Annotated in this window: 18 protein-coding genes and 1 tRNA gene; 10 read left to right on the top strand and 9 right to left on the bottom strand. The window is 68.0% G+C overall.

Features of this window, described 5'->3' with window-relative positions:
- The first annotated feature begins 1 nt into the window (after nt 1).
- The 3 genes from nrdR (at nt 2) to GCU42_RS03920 (ending at nt 1,520) form a co-directional block, all read left to right on the top strand.
- On the top strand, nt 2–493 hold the full coding sequence (nrdR, locus tag GCU42_RS03910) for a transcriptional regulator NrdR (protein ID WP_114228940.1): 492 nt from the start codon (nt 2–4) through the stop codon (nt 491–493).
- On the top strand, nt 490–1,209 hold the full coding sequence (locus tag GCU42_RS03915; protein ID WP_114228939.1) for an RNA methyltransferase: 720 nt from the start codon (nt 490–492) through the stop codon (nt 1,207–1,209). The genes nrdR and GCU42_RS03915 overlap by 4 nt, the downstream gene beginning before the upstream one ends.
- Before the next feature lie 65 nt (nt 1,210–1,274).
- Nucleotides 1,275–1,520, top strand: a complete 246-nt coding sequence (locus GCU42_RS03920) for a hypothetical protein (protein ID WP_152569438.1) — start codon at nt 1,275–1,277, stop codon at nt 1,518–1,520.
- Between the two features lie 4 nt (nt 1,521–1,524).
- Here GCU42_RS03920 and GCU42_RS03925 read toward each other — a convergent pair whose 3' ends face one another.
- Entirely contained in the window at nt 1,525–1,833 is a 309-nt protein-coding gene (locus GCU42_RS03925) for a chorismate mutase (RefSeq protein WP_114228937.1), read from the bottom strand.
- A gap of 166 nt (nt 1,834–1,999) precedes the next feature.
- On the opposite strand from GCU42_RS03925, the gene rpsD reads away from it, so the two are divergent.
- Nucleotides 2,000–2,614 (top strand): 30S ribosomal protein S4, encoded by a 615-nt coding sequence (rpsD, locus tag GCU42_RS03930; RefSeq protein WP_114228936.1) that lies wholly within the window; start codon nt 2,000–2,002, stop codon nt 2,612–2,614.
- 62 nt (nt 2,615–2,676) lie between these two features.
- On the opposite strand, the gene GCU42_RS03935 is transcribed toward rpsD, so the two are convergent.
- Complete coding sequence (locus GCU42_RS03935; protein WP_162789351.1) at nt 2,677–4,683, bottom strand: alpha/beta hydrolase family protein; 2,007 nt, start codon at nt 4,681–4,683, stop codon at nt 2,677–2,679.
- A 94-nt stretch (nt 4,684–4,777) separates the two neighbouring features.
- Here GCU42_RS03935 and GCU42_RS03940 point away from each other — a divergent pair, with 94 nt between their 5' ends.
- Together GCU42_RS03940 and aguB are read left to right on the top strand one after the other, a co-directional pair.
- Nucleotides 4,778–5,752, top strand: coding sequence for an agmatine deiminase family protein (locus tag GCU42_RS03940; protein WP_114228934.1), 975 nt, complete (start codon nt 4,778–4,780; stop codon nt 5,750–5,752).
- Between the two features lie 2 nt (nt 5,753–5,754).
- Nucleotides 5,755–6,606, top strand: coding sequence for an N-carbamoylputrescine amidase (gene aguB / locus GCU42_RS03945; RefSeq protein WP_114228933.1), 852 nt, complete (start codon nt 5,755–5,757; stop codon nt 6,604–6,606).
- A 226-nt stretch (nt 6,607–6,832) separates the two neighbouring features.
- Here aguB and GCU42_RS03950 read toward each other — a convergent pair whose 3' ends face one another.
- Both GCU42_RS03950 and GCU42_RS03955 read right to left on the bottom strand, forming a co-directional pair.
- Nucleotides 6,833–7,345, bottom strand: coding sequence for a GNAT family N-acetyltransferase (locus GCU42_RS03950; RefSeq protein WP_240309565.1), 513 nt, complete (start codon nt 7,343–7,345; stop codon nt 6,833–6,835).
- Complete coding sequence (locus tag GCU42_RS03955) at nt 7,320–7,991, bottom strand: uracil-DNA glycosylase family protein (RefSeq protein WP_114229042.1); 672 nt, start codon at nt 7,989–7,991, stop codon at nt 7,320–7,322. Before GCU42_RS03955 ends, GCU42_RS03950 begins: the two co-directional genes overlap by 26 nt.
- Nucleotides 7,992–8,079: 88 nt before the next feature.
- Here GCU42_RS03955 and folK point away from each other — a divergent pair, with 88 nt between their 5' ends.
- The 4 genes from folK to GCU42_RS14970 all read left to right on the top strand — a co-directional run bounded on the left by folK (nt 8,080) and on the right by GCU42_RS14970 (nt 9,157).
- The gene (folK, locus tag GCU42_RS03960) at nt 8,080–8,562 is read left to right on the top strand and encodes a 2-amino-4-hydroxy-6-hydroxymethyldihydropteridine diphosphokinase (protein ID WP_114228932.1); all 483 of its coding nucleotides are present in this window, start codon (nt 8,080–8,082) and stop codon (nt 8,560–8,562) included.
- 23 nt (nt 8,563–8,585) lie between these two features.
- Nucleotides 8,586–8,661 (top strand) — tRNA-Lys (locus tag GCU42_RS03965).
- A gap of 186 nt (nt 8,662–8,847) precedes the next feature.
- Nucleotides 8,848–8,979: a hypothetical protein gene (locus GCU42_RS15490; RefSeq protein ID WP_275887923.1), complete on the top strand. Its 132-nt coding sequence runs from the start codon at nt 8,848–8,850 to the stop codon at nt 8,977–8,979.
- Nucleotides 8,980–9,001: 22 nt separating this feature from the next.
- Nucleotides 9,002–9,157 carry a hypothetical protein gene (locus GCU42_RS14970; RefSeq protein ID WP_162789349.1) on the top strand — a complete coding sequence of 52 codons (156 nt, stop codon included), beginning with the start codon at nt 9,002–9,004 and terminating at the stop codon, nt 9,155–9,157.
- Nucleotides 9,158–9,309: 152 nt separating this feature from the next.
- On the opposite strand, the gene GCU42_RS03970 is transcribed toward GCU42_RS14970, so the two are convergent.
- From GCU42_RS03970 to kdpA, 5 genes are read right to left on the bottom strand one after another with little or no spacing between them, the layout of a single operon-like run.
- Nucleotides 9,310–9,993 carry a response regulator gene (locus tag GCU42_RS03970; RefSeq protein ID WP_114228930.1) on the bottom strand — a complete coding sequence of 228 codons (684 nt, stop codon included), beginning with the start codon at nt 9,991–9,993 and terminating at the stop codon, nt 9,310–9,312.
- On the bottom strand, nt 9,990–12,671 hold the full coding sequence (locus GCU42_RS03975) for a sensor histidine kinase (protein ID WP_114228929.1): 2,682 nt from the start codon (nt 12,669–12,671) through the stop codon (nt 9,990–9,992). The genes GCU42_RS03970 and GCU42_RS03975 overlap by 4 nt, the downstream gene beginning before the upstream one ends.
- Nucleotides 12,668–13,258, bottom strand: coding sequence for a potassium-transporting ATPase subunit KdpC (kdpC, locus tag GCU42_RS03980; RefSeq protein ID WP_114228928.1), 591 nt, complete (start codon nt 13,256–13,258; stop codon nt 12,668–12,670). The genes GCU42_RS03975 and kdpC overlap by 4 nt, the downstream gene beginning before the upstream one ends.
- Nucleotides 13,259–13,269: 11 nt before the next feature.
- Nucleotides 13,270–15,306 (bottom strand): potassium-transporting ATPase subunit KdpB, encoded by a 2,037-nt coding sequence (gene kdpB, locus GCU42_RS03985; RefSeq protein ID WP_114228927.1) that lies wholly within the window; start codon nt 15,304–15,306, stop codon nt 13,270–13,272.
- A 15-nt stretch (nt 15,307–15,321) separates the two neighbouring features.
- Nucleotides 15,322–17,040, bottom strand: coding sequence for a potassium-transporting ATPase subunit KdpA (gene kdpA, locus GCU42_RS03990; RefSeq protein WP_114228926.1), 1,719 nt, complete (start codon nt 17,038–17,040; stop codon nt 15,322–15,324).

Consider the following 17,040-nt stretch of genomic DNA (forward strand, 5'->3'; position numbering starts at 1 on the left):
CTTGCGCTGTCCATTTTGCGGCCATGAAGACAGCCAGGTGAAGGACAGCCGCTCGTCGGAAGACGGGGCGGCGATCCGGCGCCGGCGCCAGTGCGAAGGCTGCGGCGCGCGCTTCACCACCTTCGAGCGGATTCAGCTGCGCGACCTGACGGTGATCAAGAAGAACGGCCAGCGCGAGCCGTTCGACCGGAGCAAGCTCGCCCGCGCGATCGGCTTCGCCTGCCGCAAGCGCGACATCGCCCCCGAGCGGATCGAGCGGCTCGTCAGCGGCATCCAGCGCCAGCTCGAGACCCGCGGCGACGAGGTGCGCGCCGAGGAGATTGGCGAGGCGGTGATGAACGGCCTCAAGGCCCTCGACCACATCGCCTACATCCGCTTCGCCAGCATCTACAAAGACTTCAGCGAAGCCAGCGACTTCGCCGAGATCGCCGGCGAGGTCGGCGAGGAGCCCGACACCCCGCCCCCGCCCAAGCCCGTCGACAAGCTGCTGTGAGCGAAGCCCCCATCGTCGTTCTCGTCCGCCCCCAGCTTGGCGAGAACATCGGCAAGGCCGCCCGCGCCATGCTCAATTTCGGGCTGACCGAGTTGCGGCTGGTCGCTCCGCGCGACGGCTGGCCCAACCCGTCCGCCGGGCCCGCCGCCAGCGGCGCGGACGTCGTGCTCGAGCAGGCCAGGGTCTTCGCGACCACCGCCGAGGCGATCGCCGATTGCTCAACCGTCTTCGCGTCGACCGTGCGGCGGCGCGAGTTGGTGACCCCGGTGGTCGGGCCCGAGGAGATGGCCCGGACCATCCACGCCGAAGCAGGCCGCAGCGCGATCCTGTTCGGGCCCGAGCGCTCGGGGCTCGAGACCGAAGACGTCGCGCTTGCCGATGCGATCGTCACCATCCCGATCAATCCCAAGTTCGGCAGCATCAACCTCGCCCAGGCCGTGATCCTGCTTGCCTACGAATGGTCGCGGGGCGAGGCGCTGGCCCAGCCGACAATACGCGAGCGCGAGCCGGTCGCGCCGCACGCCGAACTCGACGGTTTCCTCGAGCAGCTCGAGCAGTCGCTCGACCGCGCGGGCTACTTCAAGCCACCCGAGCGCATCCAGGTGACCAGGAACAACCTGCGCACCATCTTCACCAAGGCCCGCTGGAGCACGCGCGAAATCCGCGCGATCCGCGGGGTGATCCGCATTCTCGCCGAGCCACGCCGACCCAGTTGACGTTCTTAACCTGTTGATCCACGTTGCTTTTGCCGGGGCGTCCCGGCGCCAAGGGGAATTTCGCCATGTTGCTTTTGCTTGCTGCCGCCACGCTGTTCGGAGCCGACCCGGCCGCCACTCCGGCAGCGACGCCCGCCCCCGCGCCTGCCCGCGCGGCCCCGCCCAAGAAAATCTGTCGGACCTACGAGGTCACTGGCTCGCGCATGGGCAAAGACCGGATTTGTAAGACCGAAGCCGAATGGCAGGATGAAGACCTCGTCCGCAGCCACGAAGTCGAGGAAGCGCAGCGGATCGCCGCCAGCCAGCGCTAAAGGCTCAGCCGCGCGTGCGGTCGTATTCGTCGAATTCGTGCGCGATCGAGGTCTCGATCAGATCTTCGTAGAGCCGGCTCATCAGCGCACGGTCGATCCCGGCGGCCTCGGCCGAGGCGTCGACCTTGGCCTTGACGTCGGCCTTGCGCCATTCGTCGCGCACCGCCGCGCGGTCGGGCTTGATCCGCGCCGCGGCGTCCATGTAGCCGAAGCGGCGGGCGATTAGCGCAACGATCTGGCGGTCGACCTCGTCGACCCCTTGGCGAACCTCGGCCATGGTGGTGCAGTCGGTGGGGGCGCGGACGTCGGTCATGGCGCCGCCCTGTGGCCGCCAACCTTGACCCGCGCAACCCTTTGCGGCTACGGGCCGCGCTCGCAATTGGCTCCGCACGCCCGGTGAAGCGGATGCCCTGCGCCATCTCAAGGTGGGTCGCAGCGCGGTTCCGGGCACATGTACGTAACGCAATTGAGGAACTGACATGTCGAAGCGCACCAGCGCCAAGTATAAGCTCGACCGCCGCATGGGCGAAAACGTCTTCGGACGGCCCAAGAGCCCGGTCAACCGCCGCGAATATGGCCCCGGCCAGCACGGCCAGCGCCGCAAGAGCAAGATGTCCGACTTCGGCATCCAGCTGCGCGCCAAGCAGAAGCTCAAGGGCTATTACGGCGACGTCACCGAGAAGCAGTTCAAGCAGACCTTCCAGCAGGCCAGCCGCATGAAGGGCGACGCCAGCCAGAACCTCATCGGCCTGCTCGAGCGTCGGCTCGACATGATCGTCTACCGCGCCAAGTTCGCGCCGACGATCTGGGCCGCGCGTCAGCTGGTCAGCCACGGCCACATCCGCGTCAACGGCATCAAGTGCAACATCGCCTCGCGTCGCTGCGACGTGAACGATGTCATCGAGCTGGGCCCCAAGGCGCAGGAGATGGCGCTGGTCCTCGAGGCGCAGAGCTTGGCCGAGCGCGAGATCCCCGACTACGTCGTCGCCGACGGCAACACCAAGGTGACCTACACCCGCGTGCCGAAGCTCGACGAGGTGCCCTATCCGGTCCGGATGGAGCCGAACCTCGTGGTCGAATTCTACTCGCGCTGATCGGCGCGCCACGGCCAATCAAAAAGGGGGCGGTGCCACGCGGCACCGCCCCCTTTTTCGTGTCAGTGGCCGATGGTCTGGTCGAGCAAGGTGCTGATCTGGGTCAGCAGCTCGCGCCGTGCCGCACTGTCCTCGAGCTGGTGGTCGAGCGCTGGGTAGCGTAGGAACTTCACCGAAGTCCCGTTGGCGCGCAGCGCCGCGTCCATCCGCACCGACTCGTCGACCCCGACATTCATGTCGAGATTGCCGTGCGCGAGCAGCACCGGCACCTTGATCGCTGCGGCATGCTGCAGCGGCGAGCCGTCACGGATGTGCGGGCCCGTACCGATGAACCGCTCGGTCACTTCCTGGTTGGTGAAGCCCTCGGCCTCGCGCTTCAGCATGCCGAGGTCGGTCACCGGAGCGACCGCCGCAACCGCTTTGAACAGGCTCGGCTGGGTCGCGGCGAGCTGCAGCGCCGCATAGCCCCCGTAAGACCAGCCGACGATCGCCATCCGGTTGGGATCGGCGATGCCCTGGCTCGCCATCCACCGCGCGCCCGAAGCGATGTCGCCCATCGACACCTGCCAGCTCTTGAACCCATTCTCCATCAGCCAGGCGTCGCCAAAGCCAGCCGAGCCGCGATAATTGGGCTGGAGCACGGCATAGCCGCGCGCCGCAAGGAACTGCGCCAGCCAGTCGAATCCCCACTCGTCGCGCGCGCTCGGCCCGCCATGCGGCAGGACTACCGCGGGCAGCCCCTTGGCGGGCTTGCCCGGCGGCAGCGTGAGATAGGCCACCATGCTCGACCCGTCGGCGACGGGGATCGACACCGGCTGGACCGAGGCGAGCGTGACGCCGTTGAGTTCGGGCCGCGCCGGCAGCACCTCGCCCATCTGCTTCGTCGTCTTGTCGTAGACGTAAAAGGTGCCCGGATTGCTGTCCGACCCGGCGAACATCAGCGTCTTGCTGTCGTCGGCGCTCGAATTGAGGAATTCGAGCAGCGGCAGCTTGGGCAGCGCTCGCGCGAGCCTGTCGTGCAGCGCCTTATATTCGGGGTCGAAGTAGATCGTCTGCCGTTTGTCCTCGACCAGCGTGTAGCCGATCACCTTCGCGCCATTGGCCGAACGCACCACATTGTCGATGTCGACCCGCGGGTTCGACGCCACCAGCTCGGTCGCGATCGGATCGGTCAACTTGACGCGGTAAAGCGCCTGGCGCCCGTTGAGCGGCTTCAGCGCATAGACGCTGTCGCTGGTCGCATCGACCGCCAGCGGGACGAACTGGTCAGCGTCCTGGAACGGCGTCAGCCGCTTCCAGTCACGCGAGCCCGCGACGCGATACTGATAGCTGTACTTGCCGGTCAGCTGGTCGCCGTCGTGACCCTGCAATTCCTGGATGCGGACCGTTCCGCGACCATCGCTCAGATAGTCCGACACGCCCTCGTGCGGCGCCTCGACCTGGTCGACCGCCATGGTCACCGTATTGATCCGGACGACCCCCAGGCCGCTCTTGTCGCGGACGATATGCGTGCCGATGTTGCCCGCCTCGGGAATGAATGTGCGGGTCATTAGCACCGACCCGCCTTGCCCCGGCAGCCAGTCGATCACCGCGCCATCGAACTGGCGCAGCGAGGCGTCGTAGAAGCTCTCTTGCTGGCCGAGTTCCTTTTGTCCGGTACCGTCGGCATTGACGGCCATGGTCCGTGTGAACGGGATGAGCTTGCCGGCGAGCGACTGGGTCACCGCGTAGCGGCAGATCAACCGGCTGTCGGTGACGAACCGGCACCAGCGCAGCGATTCGCCCGGCCGCACGCCGCGCAGAAACGGCTTCAAGTCCCCGGTCGCGAGATTGGCGGTAAAGGCGACCGAGCCGCTTCCGCTCGGCGCGGGGGCAATGAACGAGACCAGCCCGCCGCCGGGCGACAAGCTCATTCCGTTGACGTTCTCGCGAGCCCCGAAACGCGCCGCGTCCACGCTCGCCCCTGCCGCCGGAGCGGCCGCAGCCCCGGCGGGAACAGGCGCCGCCGCCTGCGCCCAGGCAACAGTCGAGAGAGCCGAACACATCAGCCCGACACAAAACTTACGCATGATCACAAATCCCCCACTTGATCTGCCGCAACATGCCGATTTCGGAGGCGCGCGCAACTTGGCGCATGGGGCCGCCTCTGATACCGGCGCGCGCATGACGACACCCCTGCCCGAATGGGCGCCGCACGCGGCGATGTGGATTGGTTTTCCCTCCGATCCTGAACTGTGGCTCGATGACCTCACGCCCGCGCAGGCCGAGGTGGCGGCGCTTGCCAAGGCGCTGCATGCCGACGGCCGGGGCGAAGAGATAAAGCTGGTCACCGCCAACGAGGTCGCCGCCAAGGCCGCCCGCAAGCTGGCCCCGTTCGCGACTGTGCTGGTCGAGCCGTTCGGCGATATCTGGCTGCGTGACACCGGGCCGATCGTGCTCGGCGGCGGCGGCACGCCCAAGCAGGCGCAGGGCTTCCGCTTCAACGGCTGGGGCGGCAAGTACGACCTACCCGGCGATGAGAGCATCGGCCAGCGCCTCGCCCAGCGCGAGCAGCTTCCCTACCGCCGCGCCGACTGGGTCCTTGAAGGCGGCGCGATTGAGTTCGACGGCTCGGGCACCGCGCTGACCACCGAGCAATGCCTGCTCAATCCCAATCGCAACCCGTCGCTCGACCGCGCCGGGATCGAGGAGCGCCTGCAGGGCGACCTCGGGCTCGAGCGGGTGGTGTGGCTCGGCGAGGGGCTCGCCAACGACCATACCGACGGCCACATCGACAATCTGGCGCGGTTCGTCGCCCCGGGCCGCGTCGCCATCCCCGCCGCCACCGCCGACGACCCAAACAAGGCGGTCTATGTCGACGCCGCCCGGCGCCTCGCCGCCGCCGGCCTCGACGTCGTCTCGGTCCCGTCCCCCGGCCGGGTCGAGCGCGACGGCGAGATCGTGCCGGCGAGCTACATGAACTTCCTGATCGGCAATGCCGCTGTCGTCGTCCCGCTCTACGGCGCGGAGAACGACGCCGCCGCAGTCCACGCGATCGAGGCTCTGTTCCCCGGCCGAACGGTGGTGGGCCTGCGCGCCGACCATATCCTGACCGGCGGCGGAAGCTTCCATTGCATCAGCCAGCAACTACCTGAGTAGCCATGACCAAGATCACCGTCGCCGCGCTCCAGCTCGCTTTCGGCGAGGACACCGCCGAGAATATCCGCAACGTTGCCGACCTCGTCCGCGAGGCCGCGGGCAAGGGCGCCGAGGTCGTGCTCCCGCCCGAACTGTTCGAAGGGCCCTATTTCTGCCGGACCGAGGACGAGGGGCTGTTCGCCACCGCCCGGCCGACCGCCGAGCATCCGAGCGTCACCGCCATGCAGTCGCTGGCCAAGGAGCTCGGCATCTGGATTCCGACCAGCTTCTTCGAGCGTGACGGGCCGCACCACTATAATAGCCTGGCGATGGTCGATCCGAGCGGCAACATCGCCGGCCTCTACCGCAAGAGCCACATCCCCGACGGGCCCGGCTATGAGGAAAAGTTCTACTTCCGCCCCGGCAACACCGGCTTCAAGGTCTGGCACGGTCCGCAGGCGACCACCTTCGGCGTCGGGGTCTGCTGGGACCAATGGTATCCAGAAACCGCCCGCGCGATGATGCTGATGGGGGCCGAAATCCTCTTCTACCCCACCGCCATCGGGACCGAGCCGCACGACCCCGACCTCGACACCTCGCGGCTGTGGCGGCGGGCGATGATCGGCCATGCGGTCAGCAACGTCGTTCCCGTGGTCGCGGCCAACCGCATCGGCATCGAGGGCGGTCAGCGCTTCTACGGTCACAGCTTCATCTGCGACGAGCGCGGCGACCTGCTGGCAGAGTTTGGCGCCGAGGAGACCGGTGTGCTCACCGCCACGCTCGACATCGACCAGGCGCGCCGCCACCGCGCCGCCTTCGGCTTCTTCCGCGACCGCCGGCCCGAGCTGTACGGCCGGCTGGTGCAGGACATCTAGGCCACACCGCCCCGCGACGCTGTCCTACACGAACCAGATCGGCTATAAAGCGACCGTTCGTTGATGTTGGACCTCTGCTGTTCGACATCATCGCGCAGCAGTCGCACCGGCCACCAGGGAAACATGGAAACTTCGCGTCCCGACTTGGCACGATAAACGGCCGGGTAACCCCCGAACCAAGGAAACTTGGAAACTTCGCCGTACCGAAACGGTACAATCTGGAGGGTCAGAGCAGCAGCCGCCAATAGATGCTGTCGCACCATTCGCCGCCGACCAGCCAGGTGCGGACGGCGCGACCGCTTTCGGTGAAGCCGTGGCGCTGGAGCAGGCGGATGCTGGCCGCGTTGCGCGGGTCGGTGTCGGCCGTTAGCTCGGTGCTGCCGTGCGCGCGGCGGTGGACAATGAACGCCGCCAGCGCCTCGCTCGCATAGCCGCGGCCCCACATCGCGGGGTCGAGCAGATAGCCGAAGTCGGGCAGTCGCCAGGCGCCGAACTTGCCGATCACCCGCCCCTCGGTCTCGACGACGAACTCGTCGCTGCCCGCGTGCGGCGGGTCGATCATGCTCGCCACGAACGCCTCGGTGGTGGCGAGGTCGGGATGCGGCACAGTCGACCAATAACGCATCGCCAGCGGCTGGCGCATGATCGCATGGAGTGCGGGCGCATCGTCGGGCCGAGCGCGACGCAGCAGCAGCCGCTCGGTGCGCAGCGTATCAGGCGGGCTTGAGCGCGAGCGCACGGGCGAACACGGCCTCGAACATCGGCGCGTCGAGCCGGCCGGTGTTCTGGTTGTAGCGGCTGGAGTGATAGGTCCCGAGCAGGATCGTCCCGTCCGCGGCGACCACCTCCGACCCATGCCCGAACCGCGCGTGCATCGGCCTCAGCCCAAGCGCCTTGGCCGCCGCCGCATGGGCGATCGCACCGAGCGCGACCATCACTCGCAGGCGCGGCAGCTGCGCCAGCGCCTCCTCGAAATAGCTGCGACAGGTCGCGATCTCGCCCGGCTCGGGCTTGTTGGCGGGCGGCAGGCATTTGACCGCGTTGAGGATCACAGCCCCGCTCAGCCGGACATCGTCGGCCGGGTCGGCGCGGTAGGTTCCGGTGGCGAGCCCGAATTTGAGCAGGGTGGCGTAAAGCAGCTCCCCCGCGAAATCGCCGGTGAACGGCCGCCCGGTGCGGTTGGCGCCCTGCTTGCCCGGCGCCATCCCGACCACCGCCAGCCAGGCCTGGGGGTCGCCGAACGCCGGAACGGGCGCGTTCCACCAGTCAGGATGCTCGGCCCGGCACTCTGCCCGGAAGCGAACCAGCCGCGGGCACAACGGGCAGTCGCGCGGCGCCTCGGCGTGGGGCACGGGTGACACGACGGGCGGCGCGGCGGAGGGCATGGCTCGCACCATAGCGCTCGGCCCGGGCTTGTCGAAGGGCTTGCCCTCCCCTTCGACAAGATCAGCCTCAGCGCATAAGGCGAGCGCCATGTCCCACCTCTATGCCATCGGGATCGGCTCTAACCGGTCGCACGGACGCTATGGCCGTCCGGCGGGTGTGGTTGCCGCCGCGATCGCCGAGCTCGACCGCCGCTATGCGCTGTTCGACGCCTCGCCGATCCTGCTCAATGCCGCGACCGGAGGCGCTGGCCGCGACTTCGCCAACACCGTCGCGCTCGTCGAGACCGACCTTGATCCAATCGCGCTGTTGTCGGAGCTGAAGGCGCTCGAACGCTCGTTCGGGCGGCGGCTCGGCAAGCGCTGGAGCGCCCGCGTCCTCGATCTCGATCTGCTGCTGTGGAGCGGCGGGGCGTTTACCGGCGCGGGGCTCACCATTCCCCATCCCCGGCTGGCCGAGCGGACCTTCGCGCTGCAGCCCTTGCTGGCGATCGCCCCCGGCTGGCGGGTCAGCGGGGCGCTTACCGTCCGCCATTTGGCCGAGCGCCTTGCCCGGCGGCGTCCGCGCGACTAATTGGCGCCAAGCGCCGTCAGCGCGGGCCCTTAGCTCAGTCGGTAGAGCATCGGACTTTTAATCCGCAGGTCGTTGGTTCGAACCCAACAGGGCTCACCATTCCCACTTGATCGCAACGGTCTTTGGGATGGTAGATTTTACCGACCTTTAGCGCTGCGTCTGTCATTCGCGCTCGCTCGCGGCAGCCCCGCCGTTGAAATCACAAACATTTTTCGACTGGCACACTTCTTGAATAGCTTCGACCGTCGTCCGCAAAGGCGCGGACTGCTCGAAAGGATCGAAGCCGTGAACCTCCTCTCCCTCCGCCAGGCCCTCACCGCCGCCTCGGCCGCGCTTGCCCTCAGCGCTGTGACCGTCGGCGTCACCGTCGCCCCCGTGTCCTCAGTCGCGCAAAACGGGATCGTCGCCCGTGCCTGACCTTTCTTCAAATGCGCAGCGCATGGCCGACGCCTTGTTCAGCCAGCCGGTCCCGCCGCGCGCCAGCGGCCGCATGACACCGCGCTTCTATGCCGTGATCGTAGCGACGGCGCTGCTGACCTTCGCCGCGCTCCAGGCGGCGCACGACCTGTTCTTCACGCGTGCGGTGTTCGCCTGATGCGCCAGCCCGCCAAGCCGCCGCGCCGCCGTGAGCGGACGCCGCTCCTCGACCGTCTTGCCGCCAGTCCGTGGGCTCTGTCCTTCGCCAGCTTTGTGGTGACGGCCCTGGTCATCCGACCCGACGCCCCCGCGCTTTTCTGACGCGCACCGTTAGCGCCCCTCGGCCAACCGATAGCCGACTCCGGCTTCGGTTCGGACGATCGAAGGGCGGCCCGGATCAACCTCGATCTTCATCCGCAAGCCGCGCGCGGTAACTCGCAGATATTCGACATTGTGGGCATGGGCCGGTCCCCAGATCGTCCGCAGCAGCTGGCTGTGGGTGATGACCCGGCCGGGATGCCGTGCCAGCTCGGCGAGCAGGCTGTACTCGCGCGGGGTGAGATGCACTTCGGCGCCGTTGCGGCGCACACGGCGGTTGAGCAGATCGATTTCGAGTCCTTCGACCACCAGCGGTGCACTGCCGCCGCTGCCTAGCCGCTGGCGGAGGGCGCGGCGCAGGCGGGCAAGCACCTCATCGGTGTCGAACGGCTTGGTGACATAATCGTCGGCGCCAAGGTCGAGCGCGGCAACCTTCTCTTCCGTCTCCTCGCGGGCCGAGACGATCAGCAGAGCGGCATCCGCCTGGAGGACCAGCGGGACGAGTTCGAGCCCGTCGCGGTCAGGCAAGCCGAGGTCGAGCAGAACCGCGTCGGGCCGGTCGATCGCCAGCGCCGATATGAGGTCGCGGCCAGTGCCGACCTCGATCACATGGTGGCCATCGCGCTCGAGCGCGGCGCGCAGCAGGCGGCGGATGGCGGGCTCGTCGTCGACCACGACGATCTTGTGCCGGTTCATGCCGCGCCGTCGCTCATGCGGACCAGCGTAGCGTCGGGAAACCGAAGGGTGAAGCGCGCGCCGGGCGCGTCCGCGTTATTGCGGGCGGACACCTCGATTCCCATCGCCCCGGCAAATCCCTTGACGATCGCCAGGCCCAGCCCCGTCCCGCCCTTGCGGTCGGAGCCCTCGAGCCGGACGAAGGTCTCGAACACGCGCTGCTCGTCGCCCGGCGCCAGCCCCGTCCCGGCATCGACGACGGCGAGGCGAACCGCGCCGGGCTCGCGCTCGGCGACGATCCCGATGGGAGCCTCGGCCGCCGAGAATTTGGCGGCATTCTCGAGGAGGTTGACGAGGCACTGGTGAAGCAGTTGCGGATCGACCCGCACCAGCGGCAGGTCGGGCGGGATCGTCACCCTTAGCGGATGGGAAGCGAGTTCCGGGCGGAGGTCGTCAGCCGCGCCTGCCACCGCCTCGGTGAGGTCGACCGGAGCGAGCTTGAGCCGGAGCCCGCCCGCCTCCACCCGCACCATATCGAGCAAATTGCCGACGAACCGGCTCAGTCGCTCGCTCTGGCTTTCGATCTCGCTGAGCAGCGCAAGATCGCTTCGCCCCTGCTTCTTGAGCGCGTCGAGCGCGGCGATGATGGTCGTCAGCGGTGTGCGCAGATCGTGGCTGACCGACGACAGCAGCGCGCCTCGCAGCCGGTCGCGTTCGCGCAGCTGGGCAACGGCCGCCATTTCTTCCGCCAGGCCGATTCGTTCCTGAGCCAGCCCCGCCTGGTCGATGAAGCTGAGCAAGAAGGGCGTCTGGTCGGCGCGGACCGGATCGGCACCGTCGCCGCGGGCGATCCCGACGACCCCGAGCGCCCGCCCGCCCGAGCGCAAGGGATAGAACAGCCATTCGGCGGCGGCGAGCGTCCCCGAGGCGCGGCCAGTCGGCTCGCCATGGTCGAGCGCCCACTCGGCCGCCGCCTCGTCGATCGTGCCGAGGCTGGCGTCGGGCGGGACAGCGGCGACTACCTCCAGCGCGCTTCGCCCGCGCCTGAGGAAGATGGTGTTGACGTCGAACTGGCGCGCGACCTCGCCGCACAGCGTCTGGCCGAGTTCCTGCGGAGTGGTGAGTCCGGCAAGCGTTCGGGCGAAGCTGGCGAGCGCGGCATTGCGCCCCGAACTGCGCGCCGCGATGTCGGCCTCGACCCGGACCCGCGCCGCCAGCTGGCTGGTCACCACTGCCACGCCGATGAACACCACCAGGGTCAGGACGTTCTCGGGATCCTGGATGGTGAAGGTGTAGCGTGGCGGGAGGAAGAAGAAGTTGTAGGCGAGCGCCGAGCACAGGCCGGTGAAGACCCCGGTCTTCCAGCCGTACCAGCTCGCCGCGGCGAGCACCGGGACAAGGTAGACCAAGGCGACATTGGTAAGACCGCCGAAGGCGTCGGCGGCGATTGCCACGCCAGTGAAAAGTGCGACCAGCAGCAGCGACAGGAGATAGCTAAGCGGGCTGCCCCATGAGGTCGGCGATCGCTTGCGCGAAGCCCGTGCCGTCGCGGTGTCCCCTTCCCCGTCCATCGGCAGCACATGAACCGCGACCCCGGGCGTCTCGCGCACCAGCCGATCGACGACCGAGCCGTGGCGCAGCTCAAACCAGCGCGAGCGAGCCGACTTGCCGACCACGAGCTGGGTCGCGCGGACCTCGGCCATGAACGACTGAAGCCCGTCGACCACACGCGAGGCGGCGATGCTGCCGACCGTCGCGCCGAGCTGGGTGGCGAGCTGAAGGTTGTCGGACAGCCGTTGGCGGTCGGCATCGCTGAAGCCGAGCGAGCGCGGGGTCTCGACATAGACCGCGCTCCACGGCGCGCGCTGGGCGTCGGCGAGGCGCTTGGCGGCGCGAATGAGCGCGCCCGCGCCGGGCAACTCGCTGACCGCGACCACGATCCGTTCTCCCGCCGCCCAATTGCCCGCCAGCGCATGGGCACGGACATAGTCGAGCATTTGCGCATCGACCGCCTGTGCCGCCCGGCGCAGCGCCAGCTCGCGCAGAGCCGAAAGGTTGGACTTGGAGAAGAAGTGGCTGAGCGCCCGGGTTGCCTCGGCGGGGACATAGACCTTGCCGGCCTTGAGCCGCTCGATCAGCTCGTCGGGCGGAATGTCGACCAGCTCGATCTCGGCCTGCTCGACGATCCGGTCAGGCACGGTCTCGCGCACGCGGACCTTGGTGAACGAGGCGACGACGTCGTTGAGGCTTTCGATGTGCTGGACGTTGAGGGTGGAATAGACATCGATCCCGGCGGCGAGCAGTTCCTCGACATCCTGCCAGCGCTTGGGATGGCGGCAGCCCGGTGCGTTGGTGTGGGCGAGCTCGTCGACCAGCGCGAGCGCCGGACGCCTGGCGAGAACCGCATCGAGATCGAGTTCGGCGAGGGTGCGGCCCTGATAGTCGATCGACTTCTTCGGGATGACGGGGAGGTCGCGGGTCAGCGCCTCTGTCTCGGCCCGGCCGTGGGTCTCGACCACCGCGATGACGACATCACTGCCGTCGCGGCGGCGGGCTTGGCCCTCGCTCAACATCTCATAAGTCTTGCCGACCCCGGGCGCCGCGCCAAGGAACAGCTTGAGCCGGCCGCGCCCCTCCTGTGCCGCCACGCGCAGCAGCGCGTCGGGTGATGGTCGGGGGGTGTCGGACCGGGCGCTCACTGGCCCGGTTGTGCGCCGCGGGAATCGAGTTGTCGATTGAGCGCGAGCACGTTGAGGTGCGGTTCACCGAGCAGGCCAAGCGTACCGGGCACCGTCGCAGCCGCGATCAGCGCGCGCACGGCTTCGACCGGCATCCCGCGCGCGGCAGCGACCCGCGGCGCCTGCGCCATGGCATTAGCGGGCGAGATGTCGGGGTCGAGGCCTGAGCCCGAAGCCGTGACGAGGTCGGCCGGGATCGGCCCGGTGATCCCGGCCGCGCGCGCTTCCTGAATGCGGCCGCGGATGTTGTCGGCCAGCGCCTTCGAAGTCGGCCCGAGGTTCGAGCCCGAGGAGGCCGACGCGTCATAGCCGGCTCCCGCCGCCGACGGTCGCGGATGAAAATAGCGCGGCGCCGCAAAGTCCTGCCCGATCAGCGCCGAGCCGACGATCCGGTCACCGTCGCGCACCAGGCTGCCGTTGGCCTGGGCGGGCAAGGCCAATTGCGCGACGCCGGTCACCGTCAGCGGATAGACGAGCCCGGTGAGGATGGTGAGAAGCAAGAGGAGGACGAACGCCGGACGAAGCGCGGTCTTGAGATCGGTGCCCATGATGTTCTCCTTCAGGCGAGGCCGAGGCCGCTGACGGCCAGGTCGATGAGCTTGATACCGATGAACGGCGCGACGAGGCCGCCGACGCCATAGACGGCGAGGTTGCGGCGGAGGATCTCGCCCGCCGGCCCGGGCCGGTAAGTCACGCCCTTGAGCGCGAGCGGGACGAGCAGCGGAATGATCAGCGCGTTGAAGATGATCGCCGACAGGATCGCGCTGTTCGAGCTGTGCAGCCCCATCACGTTGAGGACGCTTAGCGCGGGATAGAGGATGACGAAGATCGCCGGGATGATCGCGAAATATTTGGCGACGTCGTTGGCGACCGAGAAAGTGGTCAGCGCGCCGCGCGTCATCAGCAACTGCTTGCCGAGCCCGACGACCTCGATGAGCTTGGTCGGGTCGCTGTCGAGGTCGACCATGTTGCCCGCCTCGCGCGCGGCCTGGGTGCCGGTGTTCATGGTCAGCCCGACATCGGCTTGCGCCAGCGCGGGCGCGTCGTTGGTGCCGTCACCGCACATCGCCACCAGCCGCCCGCCGGTCTGCTCGCGGCGAATGAGAGCGAGCTTGTCCTCCGGGGTTGCCTCGGCAAGGAAATCGTCGACCCCGGCTTCGGCAGCGATCGCCGCGGCGGTAAGGGGGTTGTCGCCGGTGATCATCACCGTGCGGATGCCCATGGTCCGCAGTTGAGCGAAGCGCTCACGCATCCCGGACTTGAGGATGTCCTTGAGCTGGAGCACGCCGAGCAGTCGACCGTTGCGTGCCACCGCCAACGGCGTGCCCCCGGCGCGGCCGATGGCGGCGGCGAGCGCTTGCAATTCGGTCACCGCCCCGCCGCCCGCAGCGCCGCCGACCTCTTTAAGGATTGAATCCACCGCCCCTTTCTGGATCAGCAGGTCGGCGGTCTTCAGGCCCGAGATGCGGGTCTGGGCGGTGAATGGGACGACCTCGGCCCCTTCCGGCATGCCCTGGTCGGCGACCCCATAACGTTCGCGCGCCAAAGCGACGATCGAGCGGCCTTCGGGGGTCTCGTCGGCCAAGCTCGACAGATAGGCGGCTTCGGCCAACTCCCGCTCGCTCACGCCAGGCAACGGCTTGAACTCGGTCGCATGGCGGTCGCCGATGGTGACGGTGCCGGTCTTGTCGAGCAGCATGACGTCGATGTCGCCTGCCGCCTCGACCGCGCGGCCCGACTTGGCGAGCACGTTGAAGCGAACCAGCCGGTCCATCCCGGCAATTCCGATCGCCGACAACAGCGCCGCGATGGTGGTCGGGATGAGCGTGATGAGCAGCGCGGCGAGCAGCGGCACCGGGATGCTGCCCCCGGCATAGGCCGCAAAACCCGGAATGGTCGCCACCGCGATCAGGAAGATGATCGTCAGCCCGACCAGCAGGATGGTCAGCGCGACCTCATTGGGGGTCTTCTGGCGCTCGGCGCCTTCGACCAGCGCAATCATCCGGTCGAGGAAGCCCTGCCCCGGCTCCTGGGTGACGCGGACCTTGATCCAGTCGGAGATGACGCGGGTGCCTGCGGTCACCGCCGACCGGTCGCCGCCACCCTCGCGGATGACGGGCGCGGACTCACCAGTGATCGCGGCCTCGTTGACCGAGGCGACCCCGCCGACGACGTCGCCGTCGGCCGGGATGAGGTCGCCCGTTTCGACCAGCACTAGGTCGCCGGCGCGCAGCTGCGCGGCGGGGACGACCCGGGTGTCGTTGCCCTTGATGAGCTTGGCGCTCAATTGCGACTTGGTGTCGCGGAGCGAGGCGGCCTGCGCCTTGCCACGCCCTTCCGCCAGCGCCTCGGCAAAATTGCCGAACAGCACCGTCAGCCACAGCCAGAACACCAGCTGCAGCTGGAAGCCAAGGCTCGCGGTCCAGGCGCCGGCGGCCATCAGCACCGTAAGCAGCAGGGCGACCACCGCGGTGGTGAACATCACCGGATTGCGGACGAGCTGGCGCGGGTCGAGCTTGCGGAACGACTGGCCGATCGCGGGAACGATCAGGACCCGGCTGAAGATCGAGACTTGGGTGCGCTCGGAACGGGGCACGGTTTTTTGCGATCCTTAAAAGAGCTGGCCGCGGAGCATCGCCAGCTGGTCGGCGACGGGGCCGAGGGCGAGTGCGGGCAGGAAGGTCAGGCCACCGAGGATCAAGATTAGCCCGACCAGCAGGCCGACCCACAGCCCGCCCGTCGTCGGGAATGAGCCCGGACCGTCGGGATGGCTGGTCTTGGCGGCGAGCGATCCGGCGATGGCAAGCGCGGGAACGATCATGAAGAAACGGCCGACGAACATCGCTAGCGCCAAGGTGCCCGACCAAAACGGATTGGACGCTGTCAGGCCCGCGAAAGCGGAGCCATTATTCCCGGTCGCCGAGCTGAACGCGTAAAGCATCTCGCTAGTCCCGTGGGGGCCCTTGTTGAGGAGACCCTCGAGGCCTTGCGGCAGAACCGAGGCGAGTGCTGTCAGCCCGAGGATCATCAGCGGCAGGACCGCGATGGCGAGCACCGCCAGCTTGACCTCACGCCCTTCGATCTTCTTTCCGACATATTCGGGGGTGCGGCCAACCATCAGCCCGGCGACGAAGATCGCCAGGATGGCGAACAGCAGGAAGCCGTAGAGCCCGGCCCCGACCCCGCCGACGACGATTTCACCCAGCTGGATATTGAACATCGGGATGAGTCCGCCCAGCGGCGTGAAGCTGTCGTGCATCGCGTTGACCGCGCCGCACGAGGCGTCGGTGGTGACGGTCGCGAACAGGGCGGAGGCGGCGGTGCCGAAGCGGACTTCCTTGCCCTCCATGTTGCCGGAGGCGGCATCGACGCCGAGCGCGTTGTGGATGGGGTTGCCGGCGCTTTCGGCGACGTAGGTCGCGGCGGCGCCCCCGCTCATCAGGATCATCATCGCGGCGAGGATCGCCCAACCCTGGCGCGGATTGCCGACGGCTTTGCCGAAGGTCCAGGTGAGCCCGGCGCCGAGTGCGAAGATCGACAGCATCTGGATGAAATTGCTGAGGTCCCCGGGGTTTTCGAACGGGTGCGCGGCATTGGCATTGAAGAAACCGCCGCCGTTAGTACCGAGCATCTTGATCGCGACCTGCGAGGCAACCGGACCCAGCGCGATCACCTGGCGCGCGCCTTCCAGCGTGGTCGCGGTAACCGAGCCGGCCAGCGTCTGCGGCACGCCCAGCGCGACCAGGATCAGCGCATAGACCAGGCACAGCGGAAGCAGCAGGTAGAGCGTCACCCGGACAAGGTCGGCCCAGAAATTGCCGATACCGGCCGCCTCGCGCCGGCTGAATCCACGAATCAACGCAAAGGCGATGGCGATCCCGGTCGCCGCGGAAAGGAAGTTATGCACTGCCAGCGCGGCCATCTGGGTGAGGTTCGACATGGTCGCCTCGCCCGAATAGCTCTGCCAATTGGTGTTGGTGATGAAACTCACCGCGGTGTTGAAGGCGACCGGCGCCGGCACACCCGCAAACCCTTGCGGATTGAGCGGCAAGTAAAATTGCAGTCGCTCAATCGCATAAGTCAGGAGAATGCCGAGCAGGCTGAACAGCAGCAAGGCGACGGCATAGCCGCGCCACCCCTGCTCGCGTTCCGGATCGATCCCGCCGGCGCGATAGAGCAGCCGTTCGACCGGCGCCAAAAAACTCAGCCCGCGCGGAACGCGACCCTCAAGCAGCGCGAATAGCAAGGCGCCGAACGGCTTCGCCATGGCGAAGGTCAGGGTGACGAACAGGGCGATCAGCGCCCAGCCGTGGAGTGTGGTGTTGGCCAT

Origin of the sequence: Sphingomonas ginsengisoli An et al. 2013 (assembly GCF_009363895.1) — a bacterium.
Classification (GTDB): domain Bacteria; phylum Pseudomonadota; class Alphaproteobacteria; order Sphingomonadales; family Sphingomonadaceae; genus Sphingomicrobium; species Sphingomicrobium ginsengisoli.